Origin of the sequence: Aliiroseovarius sp. S1123 (genome assembly GCF_023015885.1) — a bacterium.
Lineage (GTDB): Bacteria > Pseudomonadota > Alphaproteobacteria > Rhodobacterales > Rhodobacteraceae > Aliiroseovarius.
Genome location: NZ_JALKBE010000001.1, coordinates 430551 through 453267, shown reverse-complemented (window position 1 = coordinate 453267; position 22717 = coordinate 430551). Strand labels below are relative to the sequence as shown.

18 protein-coding genes are annotated in these 22717 nt (G+C 59.3%); 3 read left to right on the top strand and 15 right to left on the bottom strand.

The features are described 5' to 3' along the window. Window positions 1–49 precede the first annotated feature (49 nt). The 3 genes from xdhC to xdhA are packed head-to-tail and all read right to left on the bottom strand — an operon-like array spanning window position 50 to window position 4706. Window positions 50–901 carry a xanthine dehydrogenase accessory protein XdhC gene (gene xdhC / locus MWU53_RS02155; protein ID WP_247089973.1) on the bottom strand — a complete coding sequence of 284 codons (852 nt, stop codon included), beginning with the start codon at window positions 899–901 and terminating at the stop codon, window positions 50–52. A 4-nt stretch (window positions 902–905) separates the two neighbouring features. Beyond that, a complete protein-coding gene (gene xdhB, locus MWU53_RS02150) occupies window positions 906–3230 on the bottom strand; it encodes a xanthine dehydrogenase molybdopterin binding subunit (RefSeq protein WP_247089970.1) in 2325 nt (774 codons plus the stop codon). Window positions 3231–3242: 12 nt separating this feature from the next. Beyond that, window positions 3243–4706, bottom strand: a complete 1464-nt coding sequence (gene xdhA, locus MWU53_RS02145; protein WP_247089968.1) for a xanthine dehydrogenase small subunit — start codon at window positions 4704–4706, stop codon at window positions 3243–3245. A gap of 167 nt (window positions 4707–4873) precedes the next feature. Here xdhA and MWU53_RS02140 point away from each other — a divergent pair, with 167 nt between their 5' ends. Then, window positions 4874–5794 (top strand): LysR family transcriptional regulator, encoded by a 921-nt coding sequence (locus tag MWU53_RS02140; RefSeq protein ID WP_247089966.1) that lies wholly within the window; start codon window positions 4874–4876, stop codon window positions 5792–5794. 51 nt (window positions 5795–5845) lie between these two features. On the opposite strand, the gene bhcD is transcribed toward MWU53_RS02140, so the two are convergent. The 4 genes from bhcD to bhcA form a co-directional block, all read right to left on the bottom strand. Further along, entirely contained in the window at window positions 5846–6811 is a 966-nt protein-coding gene (bhcD, locus tag MWU53_RS02135) for an iminosuccinate reductase BhcD (RefSeq protein ID WP_247089964.1), read from the bottom strand. 90 nt (window positions 6812–6901) lie between these two features. Further along, window positions 6902–8065 carry a 3-hydroxy-D-aspartate aldolase BhcC gene (gene bhcC / locus MWU53_RS02130; protein ID WP_247089962.1) on the bottom strand — a complete coding sequence of 388 codons (1164 nt, stop codon included), beginning with the start codon at window positions 8063–8065 and terminating at the stop codon, window positions 6902–6904. Between the two features lie 12 nt (window positions 8066–8077). Next, the gene (gene bhcB / locus MWU53_RS02125) at window positions 8078–9043 is read right to left on the bottom strand and encodes a beta-hydroxyaspartate dehydratase BhcB (protein WP_247089960.1); all 966 of its coding nucleotides are present in this window, start codon (window positions 9041–9043) and stop codon (window positions 8078–8080) included. Beyond that, the gene (gene bhcA, locus MWU53_RS02120) at window positions 9040–10233 is read right to left on the bottom strand and encodes an L-aspartate--glyoxylate aminotransferase BhcA (protein WP_247089958.1); all 1194 of its coding nucleotides are present in this window, start codon (window positions 10231–10233) and stop codon (window positions 9040–9042) included. The genes bhcB and bhcA overlap by 4 nt, the downstream gene beginning before the upstream one ends. Window positions 10234–10399: 166 nt before the next feature. Here bhcA and bhcR point away from each other — a divergent pair, with 166 nt between their 5' ends. Further along, window positions 10400–11245: an HTH-type transcriptional regulator BhcR gene (gene bhcR, locus MWU53_RS02115; protein WP_247089956.1), complete on the top strand. Its 846-nt coding sequence runs from the start codon at window positions 10400–10402 to the stop codon at window positions 11243–11245. Here the strand turns inward: bhcR and MWU53_RS02110 are convergent. Together MWU53_RS02110 and MWU53_RS02105 are read right to left on the bottom strand one after the other, a co-directional pair. After that, window positions 11242–12075, bottom strand: coding sequence for a bifunctional allantoicase/(S)-ureidoglycine aminohydrolase (locus MWU53_RS02110; protein ID WP_247089954.1), 834 nt, complete (start codon window positions 12073–12075; stop codon window positions 11242–11244). The genes bhcR and MWU53_RS02110 overlap by 4 nt on opposite strands. Window positions 12076–12347: 272 nt before the next feature. Next, the gene (locus tag MWU53_RS02105; RefSeq protein WP_247089952.1) at window positions 12348–13493 is read right to left on the bottom strand and encodes an acyl-CoA dehydrogenase family protein; all 1146 of its coding nucleotides are present in this window, start codon (window positions 13491–13493) and stop codon (window positions 12348–12350) included. Between the two features lie 166 nt (window positions 13494–13659). On the opposite strand from MWU53_RS02105, the gene MWU53_RS02100 reads away from it, so the two are divergent. Continuing rightward, a complete protein-coding gene (locus MWU53_RS02100; RefSeq protein WP_247089950.1) occupies window positions 13660–14646 on the top strand; it encodes an AraC family transcriptional regulator in 987 nt (328 codons plus the stop codon). A 12-nt stretch (window positions 14647–14658) separates the two neighbouring features. On the opposite strand, the gene MWU53_RS02095 is transcribed toward MWU53_RS02100, so the two are convergent. The 6 genes from MWU53_RS02095 to MWU53_RS02070 are packed head-to-tail and all read right to left on the bottom strand — an operon-like array spanning window position 14659 to window position 22701. After that, window positions 14659–15177, bottom strand: coding sequence for a DUF2478 domain-containing protein (locus MWU53_RS02095; RefSeq protein ID WP_247089948.1), 519 nt, complete (start codon window positions 15175–15177; stop codon window positions 14659–14661). Window positions 15178–15211: 34 nt separating this feature from the next. Further along, a complete protein-coding gene (locus MWU53_RS02090; RefSeq protein WP_247089946.1) occupies window positions 15212–16012 on the bottom strand; it encodes a peptidylprolyl isomerase in 801 nt (266 codons plus the stop codon). A gap of 5 nt (window positions 16013–16017) precedes the next feature. Next, entirely contained in the window at window positions 16018–16716 is a 699-nt protein-coding gene (gene narI / locus MWU53_RS02085) for a respiratory nitrate reductase subunit gamma (RefSeq protein ID WP_247089944.1), read from the bottom strand. A gap of 11 nt (window positions 16717–16727) precedes the next feature. Further along, window positions 16728–17444 carry a nitrate reductase molybdenum cofactor assembly chaperone gene (narJ, locus tag MWU53_RS02080; protein WP_247089942.1) on the bottom strand — a complete coding sequence of 239 codons (717 nt, stop codon included), beginning with the start codon at window positions 17442–17444 and terminating at the stop codon, window positions 16728–16730. Beyond that, a complete protein-coding gene (gene narH, locus MWU53_RS02075; RefSeq protein ID WP_108857110.1) occupies window positions 17444–18967 on the bottom strand; it encodes a nitrate reductase subunit beta in 1524 nt (507 codons plus the stop codon). The genes narJ and narH overlap by 1 nt, the downstream gene beginning before the upstream one ends. Continuing rightward, window positions 18964–22701 (bottom strand): nitrate reductase subunit alpha, encoded by a 3738-nt coding sequence (locus tag MWU53_RS02070; RefSeq protein ID WP_247089940.1) that lies wholly within the window; start codon window positions 22699–22701, stop codon window positions 18964–18966. Before MWU53_RS02070 ends, narH begins: the two co-directional genes overlap by 4 nt. Window positions 22702–22717 lie beyond the last annotated feature (16 nt).

Genomic DNA, 22717 nt, shown 5'->3' with positions numbered 1-22717 from the left:
ACCGAGTTCACGCCGGATCCTCCTCGATCCATAGCCAACCCGTGTTGTTTCACTGCGCCGCGATATGCGAGACAGCGCCCCAGTCAGGGGATTTTGCGGTAGTTTCAGAGGTCAATGCCGTGATCACTTCGGCCACCACGAGGGTGGCAATCACGGCTGGCCGCTTGTCGCGGCTACCGCCTGCCCCGATGGGGCAGATCAAGGGTGCGACGGATAAGTCGTCGCAATTCTTGCGGGTCCAGCTTGCGAATTTCGCCCGCTTTGTGGCGGACCCAATCATTCCTACATAGGCTGCATCGCCACGTTCCAGCGCGGCCGAGGTCAGCAGAAAATCTAATCCGTGGTCGTGGGTCAGCACGACAAAAGCGCTGCCTTGCGGCGCGTTCATCACATCGAACTCGGGCACGACACTTAACCGTTTTTCGACAGCGGCGTGCGACAGGGCAAGCTCGTCTTCGCGTTGATCTACCAGAACGCAGTGGACCGGAAGGTGCTGCAGCAAATCCGCCAGTGCACGCCCAACATGCCCAGCGCCCAGAACATAAACCGCAGGCTGCTCGGCCTCTTCCAACTGGACGGTTTCCATGGCGATGTCTTTGTCTGTCGCGCTCATACGCGAGACAATGATCTCGACCCGTCCCCCGCAGCACTGGCCAATCTCGGGCCCAAGCGGGACATCCAGATGCTGCGACAGATCACCGTTCGCCAGCAGGTTTCGCGCGGCATCAATCGCCAGATGCTCCAGCTGGCCACCACCAATTGTGCCCCACAATCCATCAGCTTTCACAAACATTTCGGTCCCGGCCATGCGGGGGGAGGAACCACGCACTTTGGTCAGCCGCACGCTTGCGACCGGGCCGGGACCGTTGAGGAACTGAAGAAGGGATTGGGCGGAATACATCGGATCACCCCTGTGCGCGCAGGCGTTCAACCGCCATCAGGACACGTTCGGGTGTCGCAGGCGCTTCAAGGCGCGGGCAGGTACGATAGTCACCCACCGAGGCCACCGCCATCGACAGCGCTTCCAACACCGACACACCCAGCACGAACGGGGGTTCCCCCACCGCTTTCGACCGCTTGATCGTCATTTCGCGGTTCTCGGACCAGTCCGCAAGGTCCACGTTGAATACGCGCGGGCGGTCGCTGGCGAGCGGGATTTTGTAGGTCGACGGCGCGTGGGTGCGCAGGCGACCGGCGTCGTCCCACCACAGCTCTTCCGTGGTCAGCCAGCCCATGCCCTGCACAAAGGCACCTTCCACCTGCCCCTTGTCCAAGATCGGGTTCAGCGACCGGCCCACATCATGCAAAATGTCCGTCCGCTCGATCCGGTATTCTCCGGTCAGCGTGTCGATGGCAACCTCGGAACATGAGGCCCCATAGGCGTAGTAATAAAACGGCCGCCCGGTGCCCGAGGCACGGTCCCAGTGGATTTTCGGCGTCTTATAGAACCCGGCCGCCGACAGCTGCACACGCGCCATATAGGCTTCTTTGATGAAGGTATCGAAGGCGATGGTTTCATCCCCGATCCGTAAGTGGTTGGGGCGGAACTCCACCGCATCTTCCGACACGCCACGGCTTTCCACCGCAAAGGCCACCAGCCGCGCCTTGATCTGCTCGACCGCATCCAGCGCTGCCAAACCATTCAAGTCCGCCCCGGAAGAGGCAGCGGTCGCCGAGGTGTTCGGCACTTTCTCGGTCGTGGTCTTGGTGATCTTGATCCGATCGAAATCGACCTGAAAGGCTTCGGCCACAACCTGCGCAATCTTGGTGTTCAACCCCTGCCCCATCTCGGTCCCGCCATGGTTCAGGTGGATCGAGCCGTCATTGTAGACATGGACCAGAGCGCCCGCCTGATTGAACCAAGTGGCGGTGAACGAGATGCCAAACTTCACCGGGGTCAGCGCGATGCCACGGCGGATCACGCCGCCTTTGGCATTGTGCTCAAGGATCGCTTTGCGACGTTCCTGATAGTCCGCGCTGTCTTCCAGCTCGTCAACGATCCGACCGATGACGTTGTCTTCGACCGTCTGATGATAGGGCGTCACATTGCGCCCGTCCGTTTCATCGCCATAGAAGTTGGCCTTGCGGATCTCCAACGGGTCTTTGCCCAGCGCAAAGGCGATCTCTTCGATCATCCGCTCGGCGGCCACCGCGCCCTGCGGCCCGCCAAACCCACGAAACGCAGTGTTCGAGACCGTGTTGGTCTTTTGCGGGCGCGAGGTCAGGCGCACATTGGGATAGTAATAGGCGTTGTCCGCGTGAAACAACGCGCGGTCCGTAACGGGACCGGACAGGTCCGAGGAATAGCCGCAGCGGGCGGCGAACTGGCTGTCCACAACCTGAATGCGGCCCTCATCGTCAAACCCCAGATCATAGTCGATCACGAAATCATGCCGTTTTCCGGTTGCCGTCATATCCTGATCGCGATCCGGGCGGATCTTGACGGGGCGGTTCAGCTTCTTGGCACCCAGCGCGGCAACGGCGCAGAACAGGTTCATCTGGCTTTCCTTGCCGCCAAACCCACCGCCCATACGGCGTACATTGACCACGACCGCGTTGTTCGGAACGCCCAAAACATGAGCCACCATATGCTGCGCCTCGCTTGGGTGCTGGGTCGAGCAATGGACGATCACGTCATCATCCTCACCGGGAATGGCAAAGGCGATGTGGCCCTCCAGATACATGTGATCCTGACCGCCGACGATCATCTGCCCCGAGATCCGGTGCGTCGCCGCATCAAACCCGGCCTCGACATCGCCGCGCTCCAGCTTCAGAGGGTCGGTGACAAGGGGCATACCTGCCTTTTCAGCGGCCACCGGATCCAGTGCGTGCGGCAAAACCTCATACTCCACATCTGCAAGCTCTGCCGCGCGGCGTGCTGCGTCTCGAGTTTCGGCGATCACCGCAAACATAGGTTGGCCGTGGTACTCCACCTTCTCGGTCGGGAATACCGGTTCGTCATGGCGCCCCGTGGGGCTGACATCATTCACCCCCGGCACGTCTTCGGCGGTCAACACGGTGACCACACCGGGGGCCTGACGCACACGCGACAGATCCATCGACAGAATTTTGCCGTGGGTCACGGTCGAGACCCCAAGATACGCATGCAGCGTTCCAATGGGTTCGGCGATGTCATCAGTATAATCCGCACGTCCCTGCACCTGTTTGACCGCACTGTCATGTTTCAGGTTCTGATGCGCGGCACCTTTAACGGCTTGAAGGTCTTTCATCTCATCGCCCCCTTACGCAATCGCCAAACGTGCGGGCACGTCACTGGCAGTGTCATGTTCAAGGTGGAAACGGCGCAGCAGGTTTCCGGCCACAAGCAGCCGGTATTCTGCCGACGCACGCCAATCGGTGAGTGGTGAGAAGTCCTCCGCAAGCGACTTGGCGGCGGCATCGAAAACTTCGGCGCTCCATGGCTGGCCGACCAGCACGGCCTCTGCGGCAGTTGCTCGTTTCGGCGTGGCAGCCATACCGCCAAACGCAATACGGGCGTCGGTGATGATCCCATCTTCGACCGATACGCTTAACCCGGCAGCAACGGATGAGATATCCTCGTCCCGGCGTTTCGAAATCTTATAGGCCGCATCAATCTGCGACGCAGAGGCGCGGGGGATGCGAATGCTGGCAACAAATTCGCCCTCGTTGCGGTCCTGTTTGCCATATTCGACGAAGAAATCCTCAAGCGGTAACGCGCGGTAACCTTTGGTGCTGTGCAACGTCACTTCAGCGCCCAGCGCGATCAGGACGGGCGGCGTGTCCCCAATCGGAGAGCCATTTGCAATGTTGCCCCCAATCGTCCCCATGTTCCGCACCTGCCAGCCAGCAATCCGGTCCCAGTATTCGCCCAAATGGGGGAAGGCCTGACGGATCGCAGATTGGCTTTCGCTATAGGTCACACCCGCGCCGATGGTCAGCGCATCGTCGGTCATCTTGATGAATTTCAGTTCATCCAGATGGGTGATGAACACGACCGGAGAGATGGGTCGCATGAACTTTGTCACCCACAGGCCTACATCGGTCGATCCCGCAACGATGGTCGCCTTGGGGTTCTCGGCCAGGACAGTGGCAAAGTCGGCAACGTCGATCGGCAGGATCGCGCGATCATCTTCCGGGCCAGTCTCGATACGCGTGGTTTGGGCCAGAGCGGTCAGCTGTGCCGTCACTGTCGCACGCTCGGTATTCAGATAGTCATGTGCCGGGGTGCCATATTGGTTGACAGCCATTGCGGCCTTCACGATAGGCTCATAACCTGTGCAGCGACAGAGGTTCCCCTGGATGGCAGTTTCGACCTCATGGGCGCTCGGCTGCGGGTTCTCCATCCACAGGGCATAGAGCGACATGACGAAGCCCGGGGTGCAGAAGCCACACTGACTGCCATGGAAATCGACCATCGCTTGCTGCACGGGATGCAACCGCCCCTTGGGACCGGCCAGATGCTCAATCGTGACGATGTGGCAACCATTCAGCGACGCCAGAAAGCGAATGCAGGCATTCACAGTCTCATAGTGCAGCGCGCCGTTTTGAAGCCGCCCGACCATCACCGTACAGGCCCCGCAATCGCCTTCTGCACACCCTTCTTTGGTGCCAGTCAGACGCTCTTCAAGCCGCAGATAGTCCAGAAGCGTCAGCGTGGCTTTCACGCTGGAGACGGTCTTTTCCTGACCGTTCAGAAGAAAGCGAATGGTGCTTTGATACGTCATGAGGCCTCCCAAACCTATCCCGCGTGGGCGGGTATGAAGGTGAGCTTACGGCGGATGACTGCACGGAAAAATGATGTCTTTTGGAAAATACTTTCAACAAATCGTTGATAATGGCTATAATGGGCGCAAGCGGCACCAAACTGACTTGAGAAAAGTAAGGAACCCCAATGGCCTATATGGAAAGCTTGCGAGTCTTCTGCCGCGTGGTCGAGCTGGGCAGCATCACATCTGGCGGGCGCGACCTGCGCCTTACGCCTGCCGTGGCAAGCAAGCGGATCAAGGAATTAGAGAAACATCTGGGGGTGCGGCTGTTCAATCGGACGACACGGTCGCTGACCCCGACTGAGGTCGGCCAGCAGTTCTATTCCGAAGCCCTGCGCATTCTGGAGACGGTGGACGAAGCCGAAAGCGTCGTGGCCCGCTTCTCGGACGCACCGCGCGGCACGGTTCGGGTGACTGCGCCGATGGCCGCCGGTCGGCGGATCATTGCCCCGTTGGTGCCCGAGTTTGTGGATCAAAATCCGAATATCGACGTGCGGATGCGGATGTCGGATCGCAAGGTCGATATCCTTGCAGACGGTCTGGACGTGGCCTTCTTCGTTGGCACACCGCATGACAGCAGCCTGAAACTGCGCAAGATCGCAGACTGCACGCGCGTGCTCTGCGCGACCGCCGGATATTTGGAACAAGCGGGCACACCGCAGCATCCCGATGACCTGCTACAGGGTCACAACTGCCTGTTGCTCCGCTATCCCCGCTCGCCCGAGTATTTCTGGACGCTTAACACCGAGGCCGGGTATCGCAAGTTCGAGGTGTCTGGAAAATACGACGCGGATGACAGCGATGTGCTCTTGAACTGGGCGCTGGACGGGCGCGGGATTGTGAACAAACCGCTGTTTGAAGTCGCCGAGCATCTGCAATCGGGACGGTTGGTGGAAATCCTGCCCAATGCCCGCCCCATGCCGTCGATGTTCGGATGCCTATACCCCCACAAGAAACTGCAGGACCCTAAGGTCCGACGATTGGTGGACTTCGTTGCACGCCGCGGGTTGGTAATGCTGAAGGCAAACAGCCCCCTGACAACGTAAAACGCCCGCCACGGAGAACCGGGCGGGCGCTGTCTGGATTTGTGTGCCCGATCAGAAATCGACTTCGATGGCGATGCCTTTCTCGATCGCAAGCTCTACGACCGACGACGCCACGGCAAGGTCCTGCAGCCCAACACCGGTGCCATCAAACAGCGTGATCTGATCGTCCGAGCTCCGCCCCGGATTGGTCCCGTTAATCACCGCGCCGATCTGCGCCACGTCACTTTCTTGAATCAGTCCCTGCCCCACGGCGTGCTGCGCTTCGCCGATTGTGATGGACTGCGCCACTTCATCCGTGAAAACATCCGCCTTGACCAGAAGCTGCGGATCGACCTCTTGCTTGCCTTTGGTGTCGGTGCCCATGCAGGCGATGTGCGTGCCGGGGTTGACTTGGCCTGCACCAAGAATGGCATCGAAGGACGAGGTGATCGAGATGATCACGTCTGCCTCGGTCATGCCATCCAGTTCGACTGCCTCAAAGGGCAGTCCAGCTTCGGCGGCAACCTTCGCAAGGTTGGGCAGCATCTCGGGATGCAGGTTCCAGCCGATCACCTTTTCAAATGACCGCTGCTCAAGTGCGGCGCGAAGCTGGAACGTGGCCTGATGGCCCGCACCGATCATACCGATCACCTTCGCATCTTCGCGTGCAAGGTGCTTGATCGAAACGGACGACGCCGCGGCGGTACGCAGAGCAGTCAACAGGTTCCCCCCCACCATCGCCTTGGCCTTGCCGGTGTCTGGGTCAAACAGGAATACGGTTGACTGGTGATTGATGATCCCGCGCTTTTCCAGATTGTTGGGCCAATAGCCACCAGCCTTCAGCCCCAAAGTCAGCCCGGCCTGATCGAACCCACCTTTGAAGCCATAAAGCGCATCTTCGTGGCCAATCGCCTCGCGGATCACCGAGAAATTATAGGCATCCCCCGACGCCATCGCCGCGAAAACTTGTTCCACCGCGCTAAAGGCGGCCTCGCGGGTCATGAGGCCCGCAATCTCGCGTTCTGGAACGATATACATGTCTGTGTCCTTTGAAAAAGCGGGTGGAGCGTGACGCTCCACCCAGTTCAGGAGGGTTAGGCCCGTCACCGGGCCAACCTCAGAGGTTCCTTAAAACGCCTTGCCGCGTGCCGAGACCGGCCAGAGGGTTTCGACCTTGCCGCCACGCACGCCCACATACCAATCATGGACGTTGGCGGTCGGATCACAGTGGCCCGGCACAAGGCGCAGCTTGTCGTTGACCTTCAGGGCGCCGTCCGGATCAGACACCACGCCATGTTCGTCCGAGCATTTGATGTATTCGACATCATCTCGTCCAAAGACAACGGGCAGACCACTGTCAATCGACTGCGCCTTCAGTCCCGCGTCGACGATGGCCTTGTCGGCCTTGGTATGGCTCATCACCGAGGTCAGGATGAAAAATGCGTTCTCCCATTCGCCCTGGTCGATCCGGTTGCCATCCTTGTCGAGGATACGGCCGTAATCCGCATCCATGAACGCGTAAGACCCGCACTGCAGCTCGTTATACACGCCCGAATTGGACTCGAAATAGTAGGAGCCTGTGCCCCCGCCCGAGACCAATTCGCACGCGATGCCCTCTGACTTCAGACCATCAACGGCAGCTTTCACCATGCCGATGGCGACGTCCAGCTTCTCTTTGCGCGCCTCGTAGGTGTCAAGGTGCTGCATCGCGCCCTGATAGGCCTGAATACCGGTAAATTTCAGGTTGTCGGCGGCGTTAATCGCCTTGGCAATCTCGATCACATCCGCGGTCGAGTTCACACCGCAGCGACCTGCGCCGCAGTCGATCTCGATGAAGGTTTCCAGCTGGGTGCCGTGTTTCTGCGCGGCAGCCGACAGATCGGCCACATTGTCCAGATCATCGACACAAACGATGATCCGGCTGCCCAATTTCGGCAGCTGCGCCAGACGGTCGATTTTCAGCGGGTCACGCACTTGGTTCGACACCAGAACGTCCTTGATGCCGCCGCGCACGAACACCTCGGCTTCGGACACTTTCTGGCAGCAGACACCCACCGCGCCGCCCAGTTCTTCCTGCAGCTTGGCCACATCCACCGACTTGTGCATTTTCCCGTGCACCCGGTGGCGCATCCCATGCGCCTTGGCATAGTCGCCCATCTTCTTGATATTGCGCTCTAGCGCGTCCAGATCCAGTACAAGCGCGGGGGTCTGGATGTCAGCCTCGTCCATACCCGGCAGGGCCGGAACGTCAAAGCCAACGATAAGGTTATCGAAATTGGTCACTGCGTTCATTGTCATTCTCCTTCACAGAGTCCACGGCAGGCGGTCGAGATCGACATTGCCGCCGGTGATAATCAGGCCTACGCGCTTGCCTTTGAACGCGTCGGGGTTTTTCAAGATGGTGGCGAGCGGTACGGCACTGGACGGCTCCATGACCACGCGCAGGTGCTTCCAGATCAGCTTCATCGCGTCGATGATTTCGGGATCCGAGGCGGTGTAGATCTCGCTCACGTGGTTCGACACGAAGTGCCAGGTCAGGTCCTTCAGCGGCACCAGCAGCCCATCCGCGATGGTTTTGGGCGCATCGTCGGCGATGATGTACCCCGCCTTGAAGCTGCGATAGGCGTCGTCGGCCTGCTCGGGCTCGGCTGCGATCACTTGCGTTTCCGGCGCCAAGGTCGACAGCGTCAGGCAGGTGCCCGAGATCATGCCGCCCCCCCCGATGGGCGCAACAACGGCGTCCAGACCGTCGGTCTGCTCGATGAACTCGCGCGCACAGGTTCCCTGCCCGGCGATCACGCGATGATCGTTGTAGGGGTGCACGAAATCACCGCCGGTTTCAGCTTGCACACGGGCAAAGGTTTCTTCCCGCGACGAGGTCGACGGCGCGCATTCTGTGATCTTGCCCCCATATCGCCGCACCGTGTCTTTCTTGGCCTGCGGCGCGGTGCGCGGCATGACCACGTTGCACGGAATACCCCGCTTCATCGCGGCATAAGACAGGCAAGAGGCATGGTTGCCCGACGAATGGGTCGCAACGCCCTTGGCGGCTTGTTCATCATCCAACCCGAACACCGCGTTCGAGGCACCGCGGACCTTGAACGCGCCCGGTTCTTGAAAGTTCTCACACTTGAAGAACAGCTCGGCCCCGGTCAGCTCGTTCAGGTAATCCGAGGTCCGAACCGGTGTGCGGCGGATGTAGGGCCGGATGCGCGCGTGCGCCTCCAGCATGTCATCAAAGGTGGGGATATACATCGGCGTATCCTTCATTCCGCAGCCTCTTGCTGGGTCATGGCGGCGCTTCCACGATAGTATTCCTGCGCCGTGGCAACCCCGAGGCCCAGCGTGATGTCCAGACCAAGATCAACCATGCACATCTCAGCCGTCGCGATGCCTGACAGGGCCATGACGTCGGTCATGCTGCCCAAGTGACCAATGCGAAACACTTTTCCGGCGACCTCTCCCAACCCGACACCAAAGGCGACGCCGTATTTTTCGGCGGCCAATGTTACGATGTCGGTCGCGTTGAAATGCGCAGGCGTGCGGATGGCGCTGACCGTGTCGGAATAGACGTTCGGGGATGCGGCACAGAGCTCTAGCCCCCACGCCCCCACGGCGGCGCGTACACCTTCCGCAATGCGGTTGTGGCGGGCAAAGACGTTCTCTAGCCCCTCATCCAGCAGCATTTTGCAGGATTCGTTCAGGCCATTCATCAGCCCCACAGCAGGCGTGTAGGGATAGGCATTGTTGGCATAGCCCTTCGCCATGTCATGCACGTCAAAGAACGTGCGCGGTAATGTGCCTGTCTTGGTCGCCTCCATCGCTTTGGTGCTGAAGCCCACGATGGCCAGACCGGCGGGCAGCATGAACCCTTTCTGGGAACCCGTTACCGCAACATCAACGCCCCACTCGTCAAAGCGGAAATCCATCGACGCGATCGAGCTTACGCCATCGACAAACAGCAGTGCCGGGTGCCCAGCCGCGTCCAGCGCGCGACGCACCGCTGCGATGTCGGACTTAACGCCGGTGGCGGTTTCGTTATGCGTGGCCAAGACCGCCTTGATCTGGTGGCCTTTGTCTGCGGTCAGGATCTCTTCATAGCGATCTGCGGGAATACCTTCACCCCACGGGGTCTCAACAATGGTGACATCCAGGCCGTGGCGCTGACACATGTCGATCCAACGATGCGAAAACATGCCGTTGCGCGCAGCAAGGATCTTGTCACCTGCGGACAGCGTGTTGGTCAGGGCCGTTTCCCAGCCGCCCGTGCCGCTGGAGGGGAAGATGAAGACCTCGGCCGTTTGGCTTTTCAGGATCTTCTTCACGCCCGCGCGCGCCGGGTGCAGGATCTGACCGAACAGCGGCGAACGATGGTCAATCGTCGGCATGTCGGACGCCTTGCGCAGGCTTTCGGGGATGTTGGTCGGGCCCGGAATGAAAACGGGGTTCTGAAAACTCATGGGGTTCTCCTTCGTCATTGGGGCCACTTTATCCGGCCCGATTTTCGAGGGATATTTTTTTGAAATACTTTTTCATTTTTGACGATGTTGATTTTTACGTTATTTATCAAGCCATTGACTTTTTCATATTGTGAATTTATTTTTCACTTAAAATGCGAGGGTTTTTATGGAATCTCAGAAAGACAGCACATCACCCACCCGCAAGGCCCGCGGACGCCCCCGCGACTGGCATGACAAAACCGCTCAGAACACGATCAAATCGCTTGATCGCGCGATGGAGGTTTTCGAGCATCTGAGCGAGGCGCAGGGCAAACCCTTGTCGGTGATTGCCGAAGAAATGGGGCAATCACCCGCGACGGTTTACCGGGTTCTGGTGACGCTCGAAACGCGCGGACTGGTCGAGTTCGACACCGTCGAGCAAGTCTGGTTCATCGGCGCACGCGCTTTTGTCATCGGCGCACGCTTCCTGCGGCGCACCAGCCTTGTCGACCGGGCCCGCCCCATTCTGCGCAAGCTGATGGAAACCACCGGAGAGACAGCAAACCTGGGCATTGAAAAGGAGGGGTCTGTTCTGTTTCTGAGCCAGGTCGAGACCCACGCCAACATCCGCGCATTCTTCCCCCCCGGCTCACTATCGCCCATGCACTCATCGGGCATAGGCAAAGCGATATTGGCCTATATGGACGACGACCGGTTGAAGCGGGTGCTCGATACAGCAGCGTTCGAGACCTTTACCGAGTACACGATCACGACAGCAGAAGACCTTCGGGCGGATCTGGAGCAGACCCGTGCACGGGGCTTTTCCATCGACAATGAAGAGAAAAACGCCGGGATGCGGTGCATAGCGGCGCCCGTTTTTGACATGAACAACGAAGTGGTCGCCGGGATTTCGGTCTCGGGCCCCACCAGCCGCGTCGGCCAGAACGAAACCGACCGGTTAAGCCGCGCGGTCATTGACGCATCGCGTGAGCTTACCCAAGCCATCGGCGGGATCGCGCCAGACCTGTCCTAGCGACCGCCACCCAGCCGCAACGGCATATGGCGGTTCACATCCTTATACAGCAGATACCGGAAGCGCCCCGGCCCGCCCGCGTAACAGGCCTGTGGGCAGAACGCGCGCAGCCACATGAAGTCACCGGCCTCGACCTCGACCCAATCTTGGTTCAAGCGATAGGCCGCCTTGCCTTCCAGCACGTATAGACCGTGTTCCATGACATGGGTTTCCAGAAATGGGATGACCCCGCCCGGCTCGAACGTCACGATCGTCACATGCATGTCATGGCGCAGGTCGTTCGGGTCCACAAACCGCGTCGTCGCCCATTTGCCATCCGTATCCGGCATCGGCGTGGGCGCGATGTCGTTTTCGTTCAGGATCAGAACATCGGGTGCGTCCAACCCCTCGACCCGCTGATAGGCTTTGCGGATCCAATGGAATCGAAGCACCTCGTCGCCTTTGTTGTGCAACTTCCATTGTTCTGAAGGCGGCAGATAGGCATAGCCCCCCGGCGTCAGTTCATGAACGCCCCCGGCCACTTCCAACGTCGCGGTGCCCTCGACCACAAACAACACGGCCTGCGCGTCTGGATCATCCTCGGGCCGGTCAGACCCTCCACCCGGCTGCACTTCCATGATGTATTGCGAGAATGTCTCGGCGAAGCCACTCAGCGGGCGGGACAGGACCCAAAGCCGCGTGCCCGTCCAAAAGGGCAAAAAGCTGGTCACAATATCCTGCATTACCCCCTTCGGGATCACCGCATACGCATCCGTGAATACGGCCCGGTCGGTCAGAAGCTGAGTCTGGGCGGGAAGTCCCCCCTGCGGTGCATAATATTGTGTGCTCATGAATGCTCCAAATCAGAGTGCAGATACCCGAAATATGCGTGTGATTTCATCGTCCCACCACCCTCAATCCGGCAACAACACTTTAGGGAAACATTTGAAAAAGGCGAGAGCGCTTCAAGAAATTCGATTGAACCCAACCAACCACATTCGATGTGCTTGCTTGAGTTGCTGGCAACCATGGGCGCTTTGTAGTTGGGCGGGCGCTGTTTGCGCCCCCGCCCCTGTTTACCTTTTGAGGGAACGATCGCCCCCTCAAATCTGCAAGTTAGGCCTCAGCGCGGGCCGGGATTGGCGATCAGATCGCGTGCAATCACAAGGCGCTGGATGTCGCTGGTGCCTTCATAGATCTGTGCCACGCGGACATCGCGATAGATCCGCTCGACCGGATAGTCGCTTAGATAGCCATATCCGCCGAATGTCTGAATGGCCGCCGAGCACACCTCTTCCGCCATCTCCGTGGCGAACAGTTTCGCCATCGAGGCTTCCCGCAGCGCGGGCAGACCAGCATCACGGCGACGGGCCGCATGCTGAACCAGCTGACGCGCGGCTTCGACCTTGGTGGCCATGTCGGCCAGACGGAATCCGACCGCTTGGTGCTGGGCGATTTCCTTGCCAAACGCCTTGCGCTCCTGCGCATACTCAATAGCAAGCTCCAGCGATTTTCGCGCCATCCCAACTGCTTGCGAGGCAATCCCGATGCGCCCGCCTTCAAGGTTCGCCAAAGCGATCTTATAGCCTTCGCCTTCTGCCCCCAGCAGGTTTTCCTTCGGAATGCGCATATCCTCGAACGACAGCTGGCAGGTATCCGACGAATGCAGCCCCAGCTTCTCTTCAACCCGAACAACCTCGTATCCGGGGGTGTCGGTTTCCACGATAAAGGCGCTGATGCCCTTGGATCCTGCTTCCTTGTCGGTCACAGCGAACACGATGATCACCGTGCCGTTCTTGCCTGAGGAAATGAACTGCTTCGCGCCGTTCAGAACATAGTGATCTCCGTCCAGAACCGCCGTCGTGCGCAGTTTCGAAGCGTCCGACCCGGCCTGCGGTTCTGTCAGAGCGAACCCACCGATCCACTCACCGCTGGCCAACTTCGGCAGGTATTTCTGCTTCTGCTCTTCGGTGCCGTATTTCACGATGGGGCCGCAACCGACCGAGCTGTGGACGGACAGGATGGTGGAACAGGCACCGTCCCCAGCGGCGACTTCCTCGACCACGCTGGCATAGGTCACAGCGTCCAGCTCGATCCCGCCGTACTCTTCCGGAACAAGCATGCCCAAAAAGCCCAGCTCGCCCATTTCAGTCAGCTGTTCGCGGGGGAAATTGCCCGTGCGGTCACGTTCCTCTGCACCGGGCCACAGACGATCCTGGGCGAACTGCGCAGCCATGTCGCGAATGGCGGTTTGGGTTTCATCAAGCATGTCATGTCTCCTGTCTGCCTAAAGCGGCGATGATTTCTTTCCCACTTTCGCTCTATGTCGTCTGGTCGTGACACGCTACGAATCCGGTTGGGTCAACTTGGAACTATACAATTGAAGTAAGTTGCAGGCGATGCCAGTATATTTCACATAACTGACAGGAAATGCCATGCTCAAGACCAGCACCATTCCCCGCGCCTTTGTGAACGAAGCAATCGACTGTGGTCGCAGCGCTGGGGTGGATATGGACGCCCTGCTCCATACACTTGGCATCCCGCCCGATGATCTGGACCGGTTGACGGCAGAGCAATTTGGCCAGATCTGGTTGGAACTATCCTTTCGCATGCAGGACGAGTTCTTCGGCCTCGCCGCCCGCCCCATGCGGCCCGGCAGCTTTACCATACTGGGCCATGCCACCCGCCACGCCCCCAACCTTGAGGTCGCGATGGCACGCGCGCTGCGGTTTCTAACGATTGTGTTGGAGGATCCGGCAGGCAGACTGAGCATTGATGGCCGGCATGCTATGGTCGAGCTGTCCGAGCAGGGTCCGGTCAAGTCGGCGTTCTCGTACCGTCTGTACTTCACCATTCTGCACGCGTTGAATTGCTGGCTGATCGGCACGCGCATCCCCATTCGGCACATCCAGTTTCCCTGTGCCGAACCCACATCGACCAATGACTACGGGGATTTTTTCGGGGTGCCCGTCCGGTTCAACGCCGACTGCGCCCAGATGTTGATTGAACGAAAATACCTACGAAAGCCGATCAACCGATCCGACCGCGCGTTGAAGCGGTTTCTGAAATCGGCGCCAACCGCGTTTCTGACCGGCTATCGCCACGGGGATGGCATCAAGGCGCAAATCATCAAAGAGCTGTCGGCAGGCACAACAGATGCGTGGGACAGCGTTGACGCAATGGCCGAGAAGCTTGGCATGTCGACCTCGACGCTTCATCGGCGCCTTAAGGAGGAAGGTCAGAGCTTTGGTGAGATCAAGGAAGAGCGCCGGCGCAATCTGGCGATATCGCTCTTGAAGAAGACCGACCTACCCGTGTCCGAGATCGCCCGCCAGGTGGGCTATGCCGAACCAAGCGCGTTTTTCCGCGCCTTCAATCGCTGGTTCGGCACCACGCCAAGCGCAATCCGTGGTCGGGGATGACAGGGACCTGCCTTATGCGCATTTCAGGTCGCTGGTCTGCTCCAGGAACCAACGTTCCAGCGCGGTGATATTGCCATCAAGCTGCGTGGCCAGACCGTCTGTGTAGGTCTGAAAGGCCTCTTTGTTCAGCTGATTAAGCCCGACCAGAACCGGGATGTCATCGGCAAGCGCATTGGCAATCACGTTGCGAAATCCGCGCCCGTCGGCCTCTTGCTTGCCGAATTTGTTGATGATCAGGCAATCGATACCCTTGGCCAGTTCGGCCTCGGCCAACCCGACCGATGCCTCAAGCGCGCCTGCATCCAACCGGCACCCGCGCGAGTTCTGGCCAAGGTTCTGCGAGATCCGCAGAACCGGGCCATCGGGAAGGACTTTGACGTCCATGTCACACGGCCCGTCATAATCCCGTTCGGTGTTGATCTGGACAATGCCGCCCAGACGCCAGCCGTAAGAGGTCAGCCGGTTCGCCAACTCCAACAGCAGCTCATCAGTATCACCGCGGCCCGTGGACATCGTGTAGGCAATCTTCATGTCTTTTCCTTTCCGTGGGCGTGATCGTACCGGATCATTCCACCGGTTTCAGATCTGCGCCTTTGATCTCGGCCTTGGCGGCAAGCTCGGCGACGAAGGCACGTGCGCCTTTCGCCCATGCGGCTTTTTCCATTGCGTCGGCGATGCGGGGCTTCACACTGTCATACGGCAGTTCGGCCCCTACTTCGGCGGCGTCCATACGGATGATGTGCCAGCCGTGACGGGTCAGAACAGGTTCAGTCGTAACGGCACCGCTGGCCAATCCACGCAGTACCTTTTCGAACTCGGGGACTGTGTCGCCCGGCCCAAGCTGGCCCAGCGCCCCGCTTGAGGATTTCGAGCCGCAATCGCTGTGCTCTTCGGCGATGTGGCCGAACTTGCGCGGGTTCGCAGTGACAGCATCCAGCACGTGATCGGCGCGGGCCTTTGCTGCCGTTGTTTCATCTTTGTCGCGCGGGTCGCAAGCGATCAGGATGTGCGAGACCTCCCACAGCGGCGGCGCGCGGAAACGCGAAGGATCGCGGGACCATTCTGCGTGAACGGCGTCCTCGCTGGGCGCGGCGACCTCGACTTCGGTTTCGAGAAGGCCCCGGATCAGGGCCTCCTCTTCTGTTTCAAAGCGGCCCGGTGCGACCTCGGCCGGATCGGCCATAATCTGGCGCTTGCGGGCTTCTTGTAAAAGAAGGGTCCGCACGGCAACAGCATTCGCTGCCTTGCGCCAGGCAATGCCGGGCTTGCCGGTGGGGGCGTCATGGTTCTGCGCCTCGGCGGCGACGACCGCATGAGGAACGGTTTCACCATTGACGACGAGATCGGGGAACAGGGCCGCATTCATGGTTTTTACTCCGCAGGGTTTGCAGGTTTCTGACGGCGCGAACGCACCACCTGATAACCGGGACGCCAGATATAGCGCACAGGGGCCGACAGCATGTGCACAAGACGCGTGAACGGGAAGACAAGGATGATTGTCAGCCCAAGGAACAGGTGCAGTTTGAAGACCAGCGATACATCCGCGATATAGCTTGCGGCGGCGCCGTCAAAGGTGAAGATCCCCTGTGCCCACGACATGAACTTAACCATCTCGTGTCCGTCCAGATGCCCCAGCGACACGAAGATCGTACCAAGACCCAGCACCAGTTGTGCCAAGAGCATGGCAAGGATGGCGATATCCCAGAAGCTCGAGGTCTGACGGATACGCGGATCAGTCCAGCGACGATGGAACAGCATCCCGCCGCCCACCAGCGCCATGACACCCGCGATACCACCGGCCACAACGGCCAGAAGCTGTTTGGCGCCGTGGCTGATGCCGATGGCGTCAAAGATCCAGATCGGGGTCAGAAGACCAACAAGGTGGCCGAAGAAGATGATCAGAACGCCGACGTGGAACAGCGACGAGCCGATGACCAACTGCTTGCGACGCAACAGCTGCGAAGACGAGGTTTTCCAGGTGAAGGGATCGCGGTCATAGCGCGCGATGCTTCCCATGATCCCCACGCCAAGGGCGATATAGGGGAGGATTCCGAACAGAAAATTATGCATCTCTGCCTCCATCATTCCGCAGCCACGCCGGGGGCGCGGGCTGCTGTGTCTGATTTGGGTTCATCCATGCGCGCCAGCATGTCGCGCACTTGTGGGCAACCGGCGTTAGGATCGGGGCCGAAGCGCACTTCGCTTTCCTCCCAGATCTCGTCCAGTGCCTCCAGATCGTTGGGATCGACCTCGGGCTGTTCCAGCAGCTCGGCCACGGCCTCTTTGTCGGCTTCAACGCCTGACAGCAGTAACAAAGCGGCGAACACGGCAGCATATGGGCTTTCACGTCGAGCCAGTCGTTCGCTCAACGCTTCCAGAATATGCGCCGCGTCCGCCAAGGTATCCTGTACCTCGGCATAGGGACGCGTGGACAGGAATTCCAATAGAACAGGCAGGTGGTCCGGCAGTTCGCTCGACACCGGATCAAACCCGGCCTCGCGATACATTTCGACCAGCGACACCATCGCGCCGCCCCGGTCGCGGCTTTCGCCGTGAACATGTTCAAACAAGTTCAGCGACAAAGTGCGCGAGCGGTCGAAGAGCAGCACGTACTGCTCTTCCAGGTCATAGATGTCCTGCGTGCCCAAGGCGTCAACCAAGGGGCGCAGGTCGCGCCGGGCAGCCGCTGTAAGACGGCTGTCCGATGCCAGCACCGCGCCGATTTCCGGCATGGCCTGCTGCAGTTCGCGCGTGGGGTAGCTTAGAACCAGCGAGATAGCTTTTAACGAACGGTCCATTACATCACCTCCGACGGCATTTTCAGGGCTTTCTTGGCACCGCCAAAGAGCGAGGCCTTGGACGTTCCACCGGAACAGCCATTGGTGTCCGTGAACCCGCAGCCGCCGCGTAGATCGTAAGCATCTTCAACTTGCTCACGGTGCGTGGTTGGGATCACGAAACGGTCTTCGTAGTCAGCCAAGGCCATGATTTTATACATGTCCTCGATCATTCGACCGGTCAGACCAACGCGTTCAGCCAGACCTTCATCCGTAACGCCCTCGATGGTTTTCGAGCGCATATAGGCCCGCATGCCAAGCATCCGTTCCAACGCGGTGACAACGGGGGCTTCGTCCCCAGCGGTCAGCATGTTGGCCAGATATTTGACCGGGATACGCAGGTTCTTCACGTCGGGCATTGCGCCGTCTGTGCCGATTGCGCCTGCTTCGGCCGCGTTCTGGATCGGGCTAAGCGGTGGGATGTACCAGACCATCGGAAGGGTGCGATATTCGGGGTGCAGCGGGAACGCCACTTTCCATTCCATCGCCATCTTCCAGATCGGGCTTTCCTGAGCTGCCTTGATCCAATCCTGCGGGACACCATCGCGTGCTGCGGCGGCAATCACCTCGGGATCGCTCGGGTCAAGGAAAACACCCAGCTGCGCGTCATACAGATCGGTAGTGGCTTCCGCATTCGCGGCTTCCTCGATCTTATCGGCATCATAGAGCATCACACCCAGATAGCGGATCCGGCCTACGCAGGTTTCCGAACAGACTGTCGGGTTGCCGCTTTCGATGCGCGGATAGCACAGGGTGCATTTCTCGGACTTACCGGTCGACCAGTTGTAGTAGACCTTTTTGTAAGGACAGCCCGAGACACACATCCGCCAACCGCGACACTTCTCTTGGTCGATCAGAACGATGCCGTCTTCCTCACGCTTATAGATCGCGCCCGAGGGGCAGGACGCGGCACACGCCGGGTTCAGGCAGTGTTCGCACAGACGAGGGAGATACATCATGAAGGTGTTCTCGTATTCCCCGTAGATCTGCTTTTGGATGCCTTCGAAGTTGTAGTCTTCACCACGTTTCGAGAATTCGCCGCCCAGGATCTCTTCCCAGTTCGGCCCCTTCTCGATCTTCTCCATCCGCTCGCCAGTGATCTTGGAGCGCGGGCGCGCGGTCGGGAAGGCCTCCATTTCAGGCGCGGACTTCAGGTGGTCATAGTCGAAATCGAACGGTTCATAGTAGTCGTCGATCTCGGGCAGGTCGGGGTTGGCGAAGATATTCGCCAAGATCCGCCATTTCGACCCCTGTTTGGGCTGCAACTTGCCCGATTTGGTGCGTTCCCAGCCACCGTTCCAACGCGCCTGGTTTTCCCAGTCGGTCGGATAGCCGGTGCCCGGCTTGCTTTCCACGTTGTTGAACCATGCGTATTCAACACCATCACGGGACGTCCAGACGTTCTTACACGTCACAGAGCAGGTGTGGCACCCGATACATTTATCAAGGTTCAACACCATGCCGATTTGAGCACGTACCTTCATTCTGCTGCCTCCTTATTCGGGGTCGCTTCACGGTCGAGCCAGTCAACCTTCTTCATCTTGCGCACCACGACGAATTCATCGCGGTTCGCACCAACGGTGCCGTAGTAGTTGAAACCGTAAGATTGCTGGGCATAGCCGCCGATCATATGGGTGGGCTTCAGCGTCGCGCGCGTGACCGAGTTGTGAATGCCGCCGCGTTTACCGGTCTTCTCGGACCCGGGCGTGTTCACGATTTTCTCTTGCGCGTGATACATGAAGGTCGTTCCGTCCTTCATCCGCTGACTGACAACCGCGCGGGCCGTAAGCGCCCCGTTCGAGTTGTAAAGCTCGACCCAATCGTTATCGACAATGCCTGCCGATTTCGCATCGTTCTCCGAGATCCAGATCACCGGGCCACCGCGGTTCAGCGTCAGCATGTGAAGGTTATCGGAATAGGTCGAGTGGATGCCCCATTTCTGGTGCGGCGTGATGAAGTTCAACACCACATGCGGCCAGTCTTTTTCGCTGTGCACCTCGTCGGTGATCGTTTTCAGATCGACGGGGGGGCGATAGGACAGGAAGCCCTCACCAAAGGCCAGCATCCACTGGTGATCCTGATAGGTCTGTTGACGACCAGTCAGGGTTCGCCACGGGATCAGCTCGTGCACGTTGGTGTAGCCCGCGTTATAGCAGACATCTTCGCTTTCCAGACCCGACCATGTCGGCGACGAGATGATCTTGCGAGGTTGCGCAGCAATGTCACGGAACCGGATCTTTTCGTCTTCCTTGGGTTTGGCCAGGTGGGTGTGGTCGCGGCCCGTTGCTTTGGACAGAGACTCCCATGCTTTCACCGCAACTTCGCCGTTGGTTTCCGGCGCCAGCATCAACACGACCTCGGTCGCATCAATGTCAGTCACGATCTTCGGCTGACCCTTGGCGGGGCCTTCCTCGTGCACGCCATTCAATTCACGCAGGTGTTGTACCTCGTGCTTGGCGTCGACCATGATGCCTTTACCGCCGTTGCCCAGCTTGTCCAGAAGCGGACCAAGGGCCACGAAGTGGTCGTAAACCGCAGTATAGTCGCGTTCCACAGCCACATAGTTCGGCGCGGTCTTGCCCGGAATAAGGTCGCATTCGCCTTTCTTCCAGTCACGCACCTGATCCTGTGCCAGCTCACCCGGGGTGTCATGCAGAAGCGGCACCTGAACGATGTCCGTTTCCACACCCAGAATTTCCGGGGCAACTTCCTGGAACTTGTGGGCGATCGACTTGAAGATCTCCCAGTCCGACTTGCTTTCATACGCCGGGTCCACAGCCGCCTGAAGCGGGTGGATGAACGGGTGCATGTCCGAGGTATTCAGGTCGTTCTTTTCGTACCACGAAGCCGTGGGCAGAACGATGTCCGAATAAACCGCAGTGGTCGACATGCGGAAGTCCAGCGTGACCAGCAGGTCCAGCTTGCCTTCGGGCGCGTCCTCGTGCCACTTGGCCTCTTTCGGAAGCTGTGCGCCTTCTTCCCCAAGATCCTTGCCCAGAACACCGTGATCGGTGCCAAGCAGGTGCTTCAGGAAGTACTCGTGCCCCTTGCCCGACGAACCCAGCAGGTTCGAGCGCCAGACAAACAGGTTGCGCGGCCAGTTTTCGGGTGCATCCGGGTCCTCGCAGGACATTTCCAGATCGCCAGACTTCAGCTGCTGCGCCACATAGGCAGGGATTTCCATCCCGGCGTCTTTGGCTTGCTTGGCCACTTCCAACGGGTTGGTTTTCAGCTGCGGTGCCGACGGCAACCAGCCCATCCGTTCAGCACGGATGTTGTAGTCGATCATCGACGCGTCCCAATCACCTTCCGGTGCGGTCGGCGAAATGATCTCGTTGGCGGTCAGGGTCTCGTAGCGCCACTGATCCGAGTGCGCATACCACATCGAGGTCGAGTTCATGTGACGCGGCGGACGGTTCCAATCCAGCGCAAAGGCCAGCGGTAACCAGCCAGTCTGCGGGCGCAGTTTTTCCTGACCCACATAGTGCGCCCAACCACCGCCGGACTGACCGACACAACCGCACATGATCAGCATGTTGATCACGCCGCGATAGTTCATGTCCATGTGGTACCAGTGGTTCATCGCAGCGCCGATGATGATCATCGACTTACCGTTGGTCTTCTCGGCGTTTTGCGCGAACTCGCGGGCGACGTGGACGATCTTGTCGGCGGACACGCCGGTGATCTTCTCGGCCCAAGCAGGGGTGCCCGGAACGTCTTCGTTATAATCCTTGGCAACCCAGTCACCACCCAGACCACGATCCAGACCATAGTTGGCACAGAACAGGTCGAAGACGGTGGTTACACGGATCACACCTTCTTTGGTCTGAATCTCGCGTACAGGGATGTTGCGGGTCAGAACGTCAGGACGATCATCGCCGGTCGAGAACTGTTCGGTCGCGTCGCCACCGAAGTATGGGAAGTCCACGCCTGCAACACGATCATGGTCGCCATCGCCGATCAGCGTCATTTTCAGATCGGTGTCGGCCTCTTGTGCGCGCTCTTCGAGGTTCCATTCCCCGTCTTCGCCCCAGCGATACCCGATCGAGCCATTGGGCGCGACCAAACCACCGGACTTCTCGTCCAGAGCAACGGTCTTCCATTCCGGGTTATTGTCTTCACCCAGCTTACCGTCCAGATCGTCGGCGCGCAGGAAGCGGCCGGGAACCAGTTTGCCGTTTTTGTCTTCCAGCTTCACCAGCATCGGGAAGTCGGAATACTTGCGGCAGTAGTCCTCGAAATACTCGACTTGGTTGTCCAAGTGGAATTCACGCAAGATCACGTGACCAAAGGCCATCGCCAGTGCGGCGTCGGTACCCTGTTTGACGTTCAGCCAAACATCGCCAAACTTGGCGGCTTCCGAATAGTCGGGGCAGATGACGGCGGACTTGGTGCCGCGGTAACGGGCTTCGGTATAGAAGTGCGCGTCCGGCGTCCGCGTCTGCGGCACGTTCGAACCCCAGAGTAGCAGGTAGCCAGCGTTGTACCAGTCAGCCGATTCCGGCACGTCGGTCTGTTCACCCCATGTCATGGGCGAGGCCGGCGGAAGGTCACAATACCAGTCATAGAAGGATCCGCAGACCCCGCCAATCAGGCTCAGGTAACGGGCACCTGCGGCATAGGAAATCATCGACATGGCCGGGATGGGCGAGAAGCCGATCACGCGGTCGGGGCCGTATTTCTTGGCGGTGTAGGCGTTGGCGGCGGCAGTAATCTCGGTCGCCTCATTCCAGCTTGCGCGGACGAACCCACCCTTACCGCGGGTCTTCACATATGAATCGCGCAGGATCGGGTCGCTCTGGATCGCGGTCCAGGCTTCGATCGGCGACATGGTCTGGCGCATCCGGCGCCATACTTTCATCAGACGGCCACGGACCAGCGGGTTCTTCACGCGGTTCGCGGAATACAGATACCAGCTGTAGGACGCACCACGGGCACAGCCTCGCGGTTCATGGTTGGGCAGATCGGGGCGCGTACGCGGATAATCGGTCTGCTGGGTTTCCCAGGTCACGATCCCGGATTTCACATAGATCTTCCACGAACACGATCCGGTACAGTTCACCCCATGGGTCGAGCGCACAACTTTGTCGTGGCGCCAGCGATTCCGATAGGTGTCCTCCCAGTCGCGGTTTTCGTTGGTCACTTGGCCGTGACCGTTAGAAAACTGTTCCAGTTCTTTGGACTGGAAGAAGTTCAGTCTGTCGAGCAGGTGGCTCATCTGATTTCTCCTAGGT